The 13,926-nt window shown below is 64.6% G+C and carries 11 protein-coding genes; 6 read left to right on the top strand and 5 right to left on the bottom strand.

Translation table 11 applies throughout. The annotated features are described in order from the left end of the window. A complete protein-coding gene (locus ACFVSJ_RS11975; RefSeq protein ID WP_387437076.1) occupies positions 1-1,404 on the bottom strand; it encodes a cryptochrome/photolyase family protein in 1,404 nt (467 codons plus the stop codon). A 76-nt stretch (positions 1,405-1,480) separates the two neighbouring features. Beyond that, on the bottom strand, positions 1,481-1,819 hold the full coding sequence (locus tag ACFVSJ_RS11970) for a hypothetical protein (RefSeq protein ID WP_387437013.1): 339 nt from the start codon (positions 1,817-1,819) through the stop codon (positions 1,481-1,483). 229 nt (positions 1,820-2,048) lie between these two features. On the opposite strand from ACFVSJ_RS11970, the gene ACFVSJ_RS11965 reads away from it, so the two are divergent. Then, positions 2,049-4,202, top strand: coding sequence for a glycogen debranching N-terminal domain-containing protein (locus tag ACFVSJ_RS11965; protein ID WP_387437012.1), 2,154 nt, complete (start codon positions 2,049-2,051; stop codon positions 4,200-4,202). On the opposite strand, the gene ACFVSJ_RS11960 is transcribed toward ACFVSJ_RS11965, so the two are convergent. Further along, positions 4,199-5,617 (bottom strand): ferredoxin reductase, encoded by a 1,419-nt coding sequence (locus ACFVSJ_RS11960; RefSeq protein ID WP_387437011.1) that lies wholly within the window; start codon positions 5,615-5,617, stop codon positions 4,199-4,201. The genes ACFVSJ_RS11965 and ACFVSJ_RS11960 overlap by 4 nt on opposite strands. Beyond that, positions 5,614-6,918 carry an SRPBCC family protein gene (locus ACFVSJ_RS11955; RefSeq protein WP_387437010.1) on the bottom strand — a complete coding sequence of 435 codons (1,305 nt, stop codon included), beginning with the start codon at positions 6,916-6,918 and terminating at the stop codon, positions 5,614-5,616. The genes ACFVSJ_RS11960 and ACFVSJ_RS11955 overlap by 4 nt, the downstream gene beginning before the upstream one ends. Positions 6,919-7,086: 168 nt before the next feature. Between ACFVSJ_RS11955 and ACFVSJ_RS11950 the strand changes: the two genes are divergently transcribed. Beyond that, positions 7,087-8,019, top strand: coding sequence for a LysR family transcriptional regulator (locus tag ACFVSJ_RS11950; protein ID WP_387437009.1), 933 nt, complete (start codon positions 7,087-7,089; stop codon positions 8,017-8,019). A 5-nt stretch (positions 8,020-8,024) separates the two neighbouring features. Here the strand turns inward: ACFVSJ_RS11950 and ACFVSJ_RS11945 are convergent, their stop codons facing one another. Further along, on the bottom strand, positions 8,025-8,705 hold the full coding sequence (locus ACFVSJ_RS11945) for a GntR family transcriptional regulator (RefSeq protein ID WP_387437007.1): 681 nt from the start codon (positions 8,703-8,705) through the stop codon (positions 8,025-8,027). A 133-nt stretch (positions 8,706-8,838) separates the two neighbouring features. Here ACFVSJ_RS11945 and purU point away from each other — a divergent pair, with 133 nt between their 5' ends. The 4 genes from purU to ACFVSJ_RS11925 all read left to right on the top strand — a co-directional run bounded on the left by purU (position 8,839) and on the right by ACFVSJ_RS11925 (position 13,909). Then, entirely contained in the window at positions 8,839-9,756 is a 918-nt protein-coding gene (gene purU / locus ACFVSJ_RS11940; RefSeq protein ID WP_387437006.1) for a formyltetrahydrofolate deformylase, read from the top strand. 45 nt (positions 9,757-9,801) lie between these two features. Next, on the top strand, positions 9,802-12,294 hold the full coding sequence (locus tag ACFVSJ_RS11935) for an FAD-dependent oxidoreductase (protein ID WP_387437005.1): 2,493 nt from the start codon (positions 9,802-9,804) through the stop codon (positions 12,292-12,294). A gap of 98 nt (positions 12,295-12,392) precedes the next feature. Beyond that, positions 12,393-13,019 (top strand): cyclodeaminase/cyclohydrolase family protein, encoded by a 627-nt coding sequence (locus ACFVSJ_RS11930; protein ID WP_387437004.1) that lies wholly within the window; start codon positions 12,393-12,395, stop codon positions 13,017-13,019. Beyond that, on the top strand, positions 13,016-13,909 hold the full coding sequence (locus ACFVSJ_RS11925; protein WP_387437003.1) for a bifunctional 5,10-methylenetetrahydrofolate dehydrogenase/5,10-methenyltetrahydrofolate cyclohydrolase: 894 nt from the start codon (positions 13,016-13,018) through the stop codon (positions 13,907-13,909). The genes ACFVSJ_RS11930 and ACFVSJ_RS11925 overlap by 4 nt, the downstream gene beginning before the upstream one ends. Positions 13,910-13,926 lie beyond the last annotated feature (17 nt).

The following is a 13,926-nucleotide window of genomic DNA, read 5'->3' as shown; positions in this document are numbered from 1 at the left end:
CTAATTTCCAGTGACGCTTTTGAGCTCCTTGTAGGCCTCCAGGGCCTCCTGCCGGGTGGTCTTGAGATCAACGATTTCCCCGGGATACTCGGGTGTGCCGAACTCCGGAATCCAATGGGCGATGTACTTTCCGCCGGGGTCGAACCTGGTCCGTTGGGCCTCCGGGTTGAAAATCCTGAAGAAGGGCGAGGCGTCCGCTCCCGAGCCGGCAACCCACTGCCAGTTGGCCGGATTGGAGGCGGGATCGGCATCCACCAGCGTGTCCCAGAACCACTGCTCGCCCACTTGCCAATGGATTCCCAGGTTCTTCACCAGGAAGCTCGCGGCCACCATCCGCACCCGGTTGTGCATCCAGCCCCACTGCCAGAGCTGCCGCTGGCCGGCATCGACCATGGGGAAGCCGGTGAGCCCTTTTTGCCACGCGCGGAGTTCCTGCGCCGCGGACGCGTGGCCGGGGTGCTTGCCGTCTTCCGCGCCGCCCGAAGCGCCCGGCCACGCCCACGGAAACCGGTCGAATTCAGTACGCAGGTTGGCCGTGGCGAGGTTGGGATTGTGGAAGTACTGATGCCAGCAGAACTCCCGCCAGCCAAGCTCGGAGGCATAGATCGACGCACTTTCCGAGCGCTTGGGCCCCAACGCATGCCACACCTCGAACGGACTGAGCTCCCCCCAGCGCAGGTACGGCGACAGGCAACTGCTGCCGTCCTCGTCCGGGCGGTTACGGCCGTCCTTGTACTCGTCCAGGCCGCGGTCCACGAAAGCTTTCAAGCGCCGATGTCCGGCCGCGGATCCTGGAGTCCAGCGCTCCCTCAAACCGCCCGCCCAGTCCGGCTTGGTGGGCAGGAGGTGCCACGAGTCCAGGTCCTCATACGCCGGAAGCTCGCCGTTGAACCCATGCCCCGTGGCGGGGATGGGCAGCGGCTTCCGGAAGTCCAGCTCGGACACGGCCCGCCAGAAAGGCGTGAACACCTTGTATTGGCCGCCGGTCTTGGTGGAGACCTTCCAAGGCTCGTGGAGCAGGGACGCCTGAAAGCTCTCCGCGTGCAAGCCTTCGTCGCCCGCCCAGGACTTGACGCCGGCGTCGATTGTCCGCTCCACTTCGCCGTACCGCCGGTTCCAATACAGCGCGCCCGCACCTGCCGCCGTCGTGGTTTTCCGGACGATTTCCGCGGCGGGTCCGCGGCGCAGCAGGAGGGGGATGCCGAGGGCGTCGAGGTCCTCGCGGAGGGCAGCCAGGGAATGGTGCAGCCACCACCGCGCGGCGCCGCCATGCGGGCGGATTCCCGGCGATTCTTCGTCGAGGATGAACAGGGCCACGGCCGCTCCATCGTCGACGGCGGCACGCAGGGCCGGGTTATCCCGGACCCTGAGGTCGTCACGGAACCAGACGATGGATGGCTTCACTTGAGTCACCCTTCCGAGTCTATAGACGGCAAATGCCCCCAAAAAGTGTTCCCGGGGGCATCTGCTCTGGACAAACTCAGACTGCGGTGGGCAGCGGCTCGTCCTCATCGGTGATGGGCAGCGGCGGGACGTTGACCTCGTACGCCGCGGGGACGCTGTTGAGGACATAGTCACGTGCAGCGTCGCCCACCATGCGCAGGCCAGGGTAAAAGCGGATTCCCTCGCGCTTGTCGTGTTTCACGCCGTTGATGCGGACAGAAGTGATGAACGCACTGTCCGGAATGGGCACCTTGCTGCCAAGGACGCACCAACTGATGTAGAGGCCGTACAGGGCCTCCAAATCCAGGCCTTCTTCGCTGTCTTCTTCGTACACAACGCATTCACGCAGGAATGCGCCGATCTGGGTATCGGTCATTGGATAGGCCTCCGGCCATAAAAGGGCCGCCGGTCTGCATCAGCGAGTGCTACAAATCTCACTATAGACGCTATCTGCGGGCCGCACGCCGGGGCGAAGGTTAACTCTCGGTTGCATCTCCCACTCCGGAATTCCGGCGTCATCCCGGCCCTTCGGGGTATGGCTTCCGTGTGCCCTCCGGCGTAGCGTCGAGAACGACCCTGCCGACGCTGTGAATAAGGAGCTTCACGTGGCTGGATGGAATGCTGACACGGCCGCCGGTCCGCTTGGTTCCGGAACGGTCACCCTGGTTGAGGGCTCGTCCTTTTGCATCTCCGCATCCAACGGGGACATCCGGCCCGAACTGCCACACGGCGTGTTCCACCTGGATACCCGCATTGTTTCCCGGTGGGAACTGACCATCAACGATCAGCCTTTGGAATCCCTGGCGGCGGAGACCAAGGAACCGTACCGCGCCCTGTTCGCCTGCCGGGTCCCCCGCGCCGACGGTTATGCGGACAGCCCACTGCTGGTGGAACGGCTTCGGGAAGTGGGCGCAGGGATCCTGGAACACATCACCGTGCGGAACTACTCCCGGGAGCCGGCCGATTGCCGCATCACCCTGGTTGTGGAGGCGGACTTCGCGGACTTGTTCGAGGTCAAGGAAGCCCGCATCACCCGGGAGTGGCACGAAACCCGGCGCATCGAAAACGACTCCCTGGAAATCCGCGGCATCTGGGAAGGCATCAGGAAGTCCGTGGTGATCCGGGCCGAGGGCGCGGGCGTTGGTGCGAAGGCCCTCGGTTTCAAAGTCAAGGTTCCCGCTTTTGGCACGTGGAGCACCCGCGTGAGCGTGGCCCCCACAGTGGAAGGCGCTTCGGTTCCGTTCACGCACCCGGCCGCGGGCGAGCTGTCGCCGAGCGATCGCCGGAGGCAGGAATGGGTAGCCAGGATCCCGGCCCTGCAGATCGGCAACCGCTCCATCGAACGCACGCTTCGCCGCAGCTACGAGGACCTGGGTGCCCTGCGCATCCAGGATCCCGACCATCCGGACCGGGTGGTGGTGGCGGCCGGCGCCCCGTGGTTCATGACGTTGTTCGGACGCGACTCGCTCTGGGCCTCGGAGATGGCGTTGCCGGTGGATCCGTCACTGGCCCTGGGCACGCTCCGCACGCTCGCGGACCGTCAAGGCACCGAGGTTAATACGGACACCGAAGAGGAACCGGGCAAGATCCTGCACGAGGTCCGCCTCGACGTCAGCACGGGCAAGGCCCTGCAAGGAAACTCGGCGTATTACGGGAGCGTCGATGCCACTCCCCTTTTCATGGTGGTCCTGGGTTCGGTGAGCCGCTGGGGATTCTCCAAGGACACCATCAAGGAGCTGCTGCCCAACGCCGACCGGGCCCTTGACTGGATCCAAAACTACGGCGACCGTGACGGCGACGGCTTCGTGGAGTACGGCCGGCCCAACGAACACGGCCTCATCAACCAAGGCTGGAAGGACTCGTGGGACGGCATCAACTTTGCCGACGGCACCCTGGCCCAAACGCCCATCGCCCTGGCCGAGGTCCAGGCATACGTGCACGGCGCCTATGTGGCGCGCGCCTGGATGGCGTACGACGACGGCGACCTCGCCTTGGCGAACGAGCTGCGGGAACGCGCCGACCGCCTGAAGCAAAAATTCAACGAAGACTTCTGGCTGCCGGACAAGGGCTACTATGCCGTGGCCCTGGACGGCGACAAGCGTCCGGTGGATGCCTGCGCTTCCAACATGGGGCATTGCCTGTGGTTCGGGTTGATGGACGAGGACAAAGTCCCCTCGGTGGTGGAGCACTTGATGTCGCCCCGGATGTTCAGCGGCTGGGGCGTCAGGACACTGGCCACGGACATGGCGGCCTACAACCCGGCCAGCTACCACAACGGCTCGGTCTGGCCGCACGACAATGCCCTGATCATGTCCGGGCTCCTCAGGTACGGGTACGTCGAGGAAGCCCAGCGGATCGGCACCGCGCTCCTCGAAGCCGCCGAGTATTCCGGCGGACGGTTGCCCGAACTCTTCTGCGGCTTCGACCGGAAGCAGTTCACTGAACCCGTTCCCTACCCCACGGCCTGTTCACCGCAAGCCTGGGCCGCCACCACGCCCATCCACGTTGTCACCTCGCTGATGCGCTATGACACGCACATCTCCTTGGGCGGCATCTGGCTGGACCCCGTCCTTCCACGGGAATTCGGCGATCTCCACATCAGCAACGCCCCCATGGGGGATGCGCGGATCACCATCGACGCCTCAGGCACCGAAGCCACGATCCGCGGCATCCCCGACGGGCTCACCGTCCACCACGGCCAACGGCCATGGATGTCCGAGCTGGCAGAAAAGCCCCAACTGTGGCGGCCACGGAACTAGGCGTCGATCACCAGGTCGGTCTGCGCTGTTGAGCAGCACGGCAGGAACTTGCCGGCATCGATTTCCCGTTTCCGGATCCCGCCTTGGTGGTTCATGTCCACGTCGCCTGACAGCTTGACCACCTTGCAGGAACCGCACATGCCTTCCTGGCAGTTCGCACCGATCCGCACACCGGCGCGCTGGGCCACCCCCAGGATGTGTTCGGAGGGATCGATCCGGACGTTGATTCCCGTGCGCAGGAAGGACATGGTGAGGCTACCCGTTCCCACGGTGTCGAAGTTCGACGCATCCGGGGTTGCGGCCTCGGGCTCCGGCGAGGCGACCGGACCGGCGTCGGCAGCGGAACCTGACGGTTCGGCGTCGACCGTTTCCAGCGGCAGTCCCGTGGCTTCCAAGGTTCCGTCGGCGTCATAGCCGGGCTCGTACAGCCCGAACGCTGCGGGCTGGCTTTCGAAGTAGTCCTCCGCTGAATCGGCGATTTCCTCGGCGATTTCCTCCGCGATGTCCGCGGCGAGGGCCACTTCGGCCGCGTATTCGAGGAGCGTCTGCCGGTCACCCGAGAAGAACTCCATGTAGATCGAGGTGTCGTCCACCCCTACCTTCTTAAGCAGCTCCGTGGCCGTATTCAGGTATCCCTCGGGACCGCAGGCGTACACCTGGCGTCCGTTGGCGTCCGGCGCCACTTCATCGATCATGGCCGCGGTGAGACGGCCGCTGAGACCCTCCCAGTCTTCGGGCTTGTTGCGGTCACCCAAGGAGTAGAACACCCGGATGCGCGAATCCACGGAGGCGATGTACGCCAGCTCGCTGTGGAAGGCGAAGCCGCCCGCCTCCGCCCCGTGGTAGAGGACAACGACGTCGGCATGCCCCGGCAGTGAGTGGATGGTCCGCACCATGGACATGATGGGTGTGATACCCGCGCCGGCAGCCAGCAGTAGGTACCGCGCGCGCCGGTCGGCATCGGGCAGGTGGAAGGCTCCCACCGGTCCCAGCATCTCCAGGACCGTACCGGGCTTGACGTTTTCATGTACCCACGGCGACACCAGGCCACCGGCGTCGCGCTTGACGCTGATGCTGAAGGTCCACGGTTCCGTTGGCGAGCTGGACAGCGAGTAGCTGCGGTCCACCGGGTCCTGGTCCTCGCCATTCACGGGAAAGGCGATGTTGACATACTGGCCTGCCCGGAACGCGAGGGGTGCCCCGTCGCAGCGGCGGAACACGAACGTCATCAGGCCGCCGGCCTCGGGAACGGTCTCCACGCACTCGGCCATGAACTCCTGCGGATGCCACGGCCCCAGGGCGCGGGCAGCGCGGGCGGGTGCCTCGGTGCTGCCCATCACCCGGTTCCACGGCATCTCAAGACCGCGAATACGCTGTGGTTCCTGGATTGCCGTTTCGGTGAGGACTTCGATCATGCCAAGTGCTCCTGAACGCGCTGAACGTACCAGTTAATGAAGGCCTCTACCTGGTATTCGCTCTTCATGTACGGGCCGGGCTCGTAGGCGGGGCTGCCGGCGCCGGTCTGGCACAGTTCGACGAATGCCTTGTCCTGGATGTTGGTCTGCTTCCAGGTGTAGGTGAGCTTGTCCAGGTCGTAGTCAACACCTTCAACGGCGTCGTCGGCTACCAGCCAGGTGGTGCGGACCAGGGACTGGTGTTCGTTGATGGGGAAGACGCCGAACGTGATGACGTGGTCGCCCAGGAAGTGGAACCAGCTGTTGGGCTGCAAGTGCATCGAACAACGGCCAAGGCGGAAGTCCGGCAAATCACCGAGCAGCTTCTTGGAGAGCCTGCGCCCGTCAGGGGAGAAGGATTCGCCTTCGCCGTCCAGGGATTCGCGCGAAATGCGGATACCGGCAATACGGGTGTCAAGCTCCTCGACCACCTCGTAGGGAAGTCCGTAGCGGCGGCAGCGCTCTTCGAGGGAGGACTGGGCTTCCTTGTTGCGGTCCCACACCTCTTCAAGGTGCGTGGGGATCAGGCCCTCAGTCAGGCCCCAGGTGGGGAAGAGCGAGCAGGCGAGTTCCGGGTGGCCGTCACAGTGGTAGCACTCACGGTTGTTCTCCATGACGAGCTTCCAGTTGCCCTCTTCGATGATGTTCTGCTGGTAGGCAATCTTCGTCTTGGAGAGGTCGTGCGGTGCGAGGTAGGGCTCGAAGATCTTGGAGGTCTCGTCGAAGTCCGTGGGCGGTTCGTTCGCGATGCAGACGAAGATGAGACCGGCAACCTCGCGGCTGTGGGCACGCTTGAGGGCAAAGCAGTTCTTGTCGAACTTGGCCTCGCCGGGAGCGGAGGCGTGGATCAGGTTGCCTTCCGGCGAGTAGGTCCAGGAGTGATAGCCGCAGACCAGGTTGCCGGTGGAGCCGGCGGCTTCGGTGAGGACGCGGGCACCACGGTGGCGGCAGACGTTGTGCAGGACGTTGACTTCGCCTTCATCCGTGCGCAGGACGATCAGGGAGTAGGGGCCGTAGTCCACCGTGATGTAGTCGCCCGGCTCCGGCAGTTCGGCAACGCTTCCGGCGAAGATCCAGTGCTGGCCGAAGATGGCCTCCATGTCGATCTTGAAGAGGGTCGGGTCCGTGTAGAACGGTGCGTCGAGGGAATAGCCCGTGCGGCGGAACTCAAACAGCGCGGAGATTTCCGCCAGCTGTTCTGCAGGCAGTGTTGAAGCGAGTTTTCCGCGGGTGTTGAGGGGTGCGTTCGCTGGAGCAGTCATGGGTTCCTCCCGGGAGGCTGGGTACGTGGGTGAATCTGGGGGACCGGCAATGCGTCGTCGCGGCCGGTGTTTTCGAAGTCTTCGTAGTAAGAGATTAGGGTCACAGGCACTGCAACAAAAGCGCAACATTTAGGAGATAACCATGCACATTCGGTGCATGATGGGTTAATGATCGATGCAAGGCTCAATACCCTTCGCGTGTTTGCCCGTTGTGGCACGGTCGGAGCAACCGCCGAACTCACGGGATACTCCCCTTCCGCAGTGTCCGCCCAGCTGCGCGAACTCCAGCGCCTGCTGGGAATGCAGCTGCTGACCAAGGACGGCAGGGGCGTGCGGCTGACCGCCACGGGGCGTTTCCTGGTGGCCGGATCGGACGCCCTCGTGGCGGAGTGGGAGAGCCTGCGCGCAGCAGCCATGGAAGCCGGCGAACAAGTGCAGTCGCGCTTTGGCTTGGGAGGATTCTCGACGGCGGCAGCCCAGTTGCTCGCGCCGCTCGCCGCCACGCTGCGCTCAACCCGCCCCCAACTGGAGGTGCAGGTCCTCGAAGCGAACCCGTCCCGCTGCTTCGACCTGTTGGTGGCAGAGCGCATCGACCTTGCGGTGATCGTCGCCATGCAATCGGACAGCTATGCCGAGGACGATCCCCGTTTCGAGCAGACCGTCCTTCTCGACGATCCCTTGGACGTGATCATTCCGGCCGACCACCCGCTGGCAGCGCGGGAAACCGTGACGCTCGATGAGCTGGCATCGGAGCCTTGGATCACCGAGACCGCAGGGTCCACCTATCACGCACTGTTTACCGCCGCGTTCACGGCCGTCGGAGTGACGCCGCGGATTGCCCATGAGGCGGTTGAGTGGGAAACCCAGATCGCCTTCGTAGGCGCCGGGCTGGGGGTGGGACTGCTGCCGCGCCTGGCGCCCCTGAACAATGCCGAAAACGTGGTCCGGTTACGCATCTCCGGAAAGGGAAAGCCGGCACGCCGCATTGTGGCCGCGGTTCGCCGGGGCAGCATGACGTCGCCGTTGATCAAGGAATCCCTGGACATCCTCCAAAAGAGGGCGCAGTGGATCCTTAACGCACGGCCCACAGACGAACCCTGACAAACTCAGGCGGCGAACAAGGCTTGCCGCACGGCCTGCTCGAATCCGCTGACGTGGATACGCGCCAGTTCGGCTGCTTTTTCTTCCTCACCATCGATAACAGCCTGCAGGAGATCCACATGCTCGTGGACGTGGTGCTCCAGATTGGGCAGCCGGTCCAGGACCATGCACCAGATCCGGGTTGCCAGGTTGTCGTAGCGGATCAGGACATCTTCCAGATGCGGGTTTGCCGCCGCGGCGTAGATCCCTTGATGGACGCTGGCATCAAGCCTCAGCGTCTCCACTACCGTGGCCGCCTGGAGATCGAAGGCCTGCACCTCGCGCGCCACGTTCCGGAGATGCTCACGGCTGGCCGGCGTGGCCACGCGGGCTGCCCTGGCGGCAGCAACAGGCTCAAGCTGCACCCTGATCTCGGAAATGAACGCAAGGTCCGTCACCTCCACACGGGTGGCAAACGTACCCCGGCGAGGGTAGGTCACTACCAGCCGATCCAGCTCGAGCCGCTTCAGGGCCTCGCGCACGGGGGTGCGTCCGATCCCGATCTCTTTGGCGAGCTGGTCGTCATTGAGGAGGTCGCCCGGTTTGATGTCGAGCGTCAGGAGGCGGTCGCGCACACTTTCGTAGGCGATGTCAGCCAAGGACTTCCTGCCCGCGTCTGCAGCAGGTGCCAAAGTTTCGAGTGCCATGGTGCCGAGCCCCTTCCTCAGTTCGAAAAAACCTATTGACCCCGTTCCAAGGTCCAGTATACGCTGATCTCAATCCTAATATATCAGTACGCATTTCAGGAATATATCTAGGAACACCATCTAAGGAGGACACATGACCCTCGTGGCTTCAGACTCACACCTCAGCACGCTCCCGGTCGAACGCGGCCAGCTCAAGGACGAGCAAGCGCAGAAGTTCGTACTCACACTGTCGTGTGTCGAACAGCCCGGCATCGTGCAGGCAGTCACCACTTTCCTCTTCGATCGCGGTTTCAACATCGAAGAACACCAGCAGTTCGACGACAGCCTGCGCCAGACACTGCACCTGCGCACCGCTTTCTCCGGACCGCAGAGCTACTCCCCGGAGCAGCTTGAGGACGAGTTCCGTTCCATCGCGGAGCGCTTCGACATGAAGTTCAGCTTCCATGACCAAACCAAGCAGCGTGTCCTGGTGATGGTCTCCAAGTTCGGCCACTGCCTCAACGACCTCATTTTCCGCTGGCGCGGAGGAAGCCTCGGCGGCGAACTGGTGGCCGTTGTTTCCAACCACGAGACCCACCGGGCCATGGCTGAGGCAGCAGGCCTGCCGTTCATCTACGTCCCGGTAACCGCGGACACCAAGGCCGAGGCAGAGGCCAAGCTGCTGGAACTGGTGGATGAATACAACGCCGACCTGGTGGTCCTGGCCCGCTACATGCAGGTCCTCTCCGACGACCTGTGCCGCAAGCTTGAAGGCCGCGCCATCAACATCCACCACTCCTTCCTCCCCGGCTTCAAGGGTGCACGGCCGTACCACCAGGCCTACGATCGCGGCGTGAAGCAGGTTGGGGCCACGGCCCACTACGTCACGGCAGACCTGGACGAGGGCCCGATCATCGAGCAGGAAGTCATCCGCGTGGACCACAGCTACGGACCCACCGCCCTTTCCACCGTTGGCCAGGACGCAGAGGCATTGGCTCTCTCCCGCGCCGTCCGCTGGCACTGCGAACACCGCGTCCTGCTGGACCAGACCAGCACGGTCATCTTCCGCTAGCCAGCCCGCCCAAGACCCGCCCGAATTACAGCAGGAGAAACTTTCATGGCATCGACGCCCCGTATTGTCATCATCGGAGCCGGCATCGTCGGCACCAACCTCGCCGACGAACTCGTTCAACGCGGCTGGAACAACATCACCGTCCTGGACCAGGGTCCGCTCAACATGCCGGGTGGCTCCACGTCCCACGCACCCGGCCTGGTCTTCCAGACCAACCCGTCCAAGACCATGGCGCTCTTCGCCAAGTACACGGTGGAGAAGCTGCTGTCCCTGACCGAGGACGGCCAGAGCTGCTTCAACCAGGTTGGTGGCCTTGAAGTAGCCACCACGGAAACCCGCCTCGCGGACCTGAAGCGGAAGCTCGGCTACGCCCAGGCCTGGGGCATCGACGGAAAGATCCTCTCCCGCGAAGAGTGCAAGGCCCTCTACCCGCTGATCAATGAAGAGGACATCCTGGGCGGCCTGCACGTGCCCAGCGATGGCCTGGCCCTCGCCGCCCGCGCAGTCCAGCTCCTGATCAAGCGCACCGAGGCTGCCGGCGTGAAGTACCAGGGCAACACGGAGGTCACCGGCATTGAGCAGTCGGGCGGCCGCGTCACTGGCGTCCAGACGGCCGACGGCGTGGTCCCGGCTGACATCGTGGTGTCCTGTGCCGGCTTCTGGGGCGCGAAGATCGGCGAGATGATCGGCATGTCCGTGCCGCTCCTTCCCTTGGCACACCAGTACGTCAAGACCACCCCGGTCCCCGCGCAGAAGGGCAAGAACGAACTGCCCAACGGCGCACAGCTGCCCATCCTGCGCCACCAGGACCAGGACCTGTATTACCGCGAACACGGCGAGCGCTACGGCATCGGCTCCTACGCCCACAAACCCATGCCTGTTGACCTGGATGAGCTCGGTTCCTACGCACCGGAGAGCATCACCGAACACAACATGCCCTCCCGCCTGGACTTCACCCTGGAGGACTTCCTCCCGGCCTGGGAAGCCACCAAGCAGATCCTCCCGGCCCTGCGCGAGAGCGAGATCGAAGACGGCTTCAACGGCATCTTCTCCTTCACCCCGGACGGCGGCTCACTGGTGGGCGAGTCCAAGGAAGTGGACGGCTTCTACGTGGCAGAAGCTGTGTGGGTGACCCACTCGGCCGGTGTTGCCCGCGCAGTTGCCGAGGTCCTGGTGGATGGCAAGTCCAAGATCGACCTGGGCGACTGCGACATCCACCGGTTCGAAGAAGTCCAGCTCACCCCCGAATACGTCAGCGAAACGTCGCAGCAGAACTTCGTGGAAATCTACGATGTGCTGCACCCGCTGCAGCCCAAGCTGTCTCCGCGCAACCTCCGCGTCAGCCCCTTCCACGCCCGCCACAAGCAGTTGGGCGGATTCTTCCTGGAAGGCGCAGGCTGGGAGCGCCCGTACTGGTTCGAGGCCAACGCCGAACTGCTCAAGGACATGCCCGACGAATGGCAGCCGCCAGCTCGTGACGCCTGGTCCGGGATGTTCAGCTCCCCCATCGCAGCAGCCGAGGCGTGGAAGACCCGCACGGCTGTGGCCATGTACGACATGACGCCGCTGAAGCGCCTGGAAGTTTCCGGCCCCGGCGCGGTGAAGCTGCTGCAGGAACTGACCACAGGTGACGTATCCAAGAAGCCCGGCGCGGTGACCTACACCTTGCTGCTGGACCACGCCGGTGGCATCCGAAGCGACATCACCGTGGCGCGCCTGAGCGAGGACACCTTCCAGCTCGGCGCCAACGGCAACATCGACACCGCGTACTTTGAGCGTGCCGCCCGCCACCAGACCGCCAACGGCGGCGCCGAGGACTGGGTCCAGGTCCGCGACACCACGGGCGGCACCTGCTGCATCGGCCTGTGGGGTCCGCTGGCACGCGACCTGGTGGGAACCATCAGCAACGACGACTTCACCAACGACGGCCTCAAGTACTTCCGCTCCAAGGAGGTAGTGATCGGCGGAATTCCGGTCACCGCCATGCGGCTGTCGTACGTGGGCGAACTCGGTTGGGAGCTCTACACCAGCGCAGACAACGGCCAGCGCCTGTGGGATGCGCTGTGGAAGGCCGGCCAGCAGTTCGGCGTCATCGCCGCCGGCCGCGCCGCGTTCAGCGCGCTGCGCCTCGAAAAGGGCTACCGTTCCTGGGGCACGGATATGACCACGGAGCACGATCCCTTCGAAGCCGGCCTCGGCTTCGCAGTCAAGATGACCAAGGAAAACTTCGTGGGCAAGGCTGCGCTGGAAGGCCGCAGCGAAGAAAGCTCCGCGCGTCGCCTGCGCTGCTTGACGGTCGACGACGGCCGCAGCCTCGTGCTGGGCAAGGAACCGGTGTTCTACAAGGACCAGGCCGTTGGTTACGTCACCAGCGCGGCCTTCGGTTACACGGTCAAGAAGCCGATCGCCTACGCGTACCTTCCGTCCGCAGTCTCCTTGGGTGACTCCGTGGAGATCGAATACTTCGGACGCCGCATCCAGGCGACCGTCACCGAGGATCCGCTGTACGACCCCACCATGAGCAGGCTCCGCGGCTAACCCTGCCCGAGGCCACACCAGGCAGCGGTCCGGACCCGATTCCCCTCGCAACCGGGTCCGGGCCGCTGCCTTCCTCTTTCTCCAACCCAGGAAGACCCATGATCAGTTCAGAGACCATCAACGATTACCTCGCCAGGCTGGCAGCCCGCCAGCCGACGCCCGGCGGTGGTGCGGCCGCCGCCCTGCATGCTGCCCAGGGCGCTGCCCTCGTGTCCATGGTGGCCCGCTACACCACCGGGGAGAAGTACGCCGAGCACTCCGCACTCGTCGCCCGGATCACGAACGATGCCGACCAGCACCGCGAGGAGGCGCTTGGCCTCGCCGACGCCGACGAGACCGCGTTCCAGGGCGTGATCGATTCCTACAAGCTTCCCTCCGACACCGAGGAACTCAAGGCCGCCAAGAAGGCAGCCATCGATGCCGCACTCGTGGAAGCCGCCCAGACCCCCGCCCAACTCATCAGGCTTGCCGGCAACATCGTTGCCCTCGCCACCGAACTTTTCGACGTGGCCAACGCCAACGTCATCAGCGACATCGCTGCCGCGGCCGATGCCGCCCGGGCCGCGGCCACCACCGCCCGGGTCAACATCGATATCAATGTGGTGGCCATCAAAGACCAGTCCATCCGTGCCGAACTCGCCACGCAGACCGACGGCCTCGAGGACAAAGTGGTCCTGGCTGCGGACCTCCTGGTGAAGCGCGTCCGCGAAAGGATCCTCGCATGACCACCACCGCAGTGCTCTCCGGCAAGAGGCTCGCTTCGCTGATCCAGCAACGTGCCCAGGACCAAGCCCGCCTTGCCCTGCACAACGGCGTTCATCCCACCCTCGCAGTGGTGGTCGCCACCGATGACGAGTCCACCCACTGGTACGTGAGGTCGATCGAACGCGCAGCGGACAGGGCAGGCATCGATTGCCGCATCGTGGACCTTGGCCCCGACGCCACCGAGCAGGTCCTGGCCAGCGTCCTGAAGGACCTCAGCGCCGAGCCCTCAGTGCATGGCATCATCCTGCAGACCCCCCTGCCGGCAGGCGTCAGGGCGGACGGCCTGGTGGGTCTCATCGCCCCCGAAAAGGACATCGACGGCGCCAATCCCCTCAGCCTGGGACGTTTGGCAGTGGGACGGCCGGCTTTCGCGCCGGCTACTGCCCGGGCCGTCGTCGAACTCCTGGAGCATTTTGAGGTCCCCGTAGCGGGACGCAACATCACCGTCGTCGGGCGTTCCGCCGTGGTGGGCAAGCCGCTGGCGCTGCTGCTGCTGGAACGGGACGCAACCGTCACGGTCTGCCATTCCAAGTCGGGTCCGCTTGAGACGTACACCCAGCCTGCCGACGTCGTGGTTGTCGCCGCGGGCCGCACGGGCCTGCTGACCGGCGCCCACGTCACCGAAAATACGGTAGTGGTCGACGTCGGCACGAACGTTTTGCCCGATGGCTCGCTGGTGGGTGACGTCGACGAAGCCAGTGTGAGCGGCGTGGCTGCGGCGTTGTCGCCGGTTCCCGGTGGCGTCGGCTCCGTCACGACGGCGTTGCTGTTGCTGCACACGGTCGAGGCGGCGCACGCACAACCCAGTGAAGCCGGCACGGCGTCACTCGTTTCCGGAACCGTTGGCTGACCAGAAGTGAAGGGATG

Origin of the sequence: Paenarthrobacter sp. NPDC058040 (assembly GCF_042885775.1) — a bacterium.
Lineage (GTDB): Bacteria > Actinomycetota > Actinomycetes > Actinomycetales > Micrococcaceae > Arthrobacter.
This window is presented reverse-complemented; position numbering and strand designations above follow the sequence as displayed.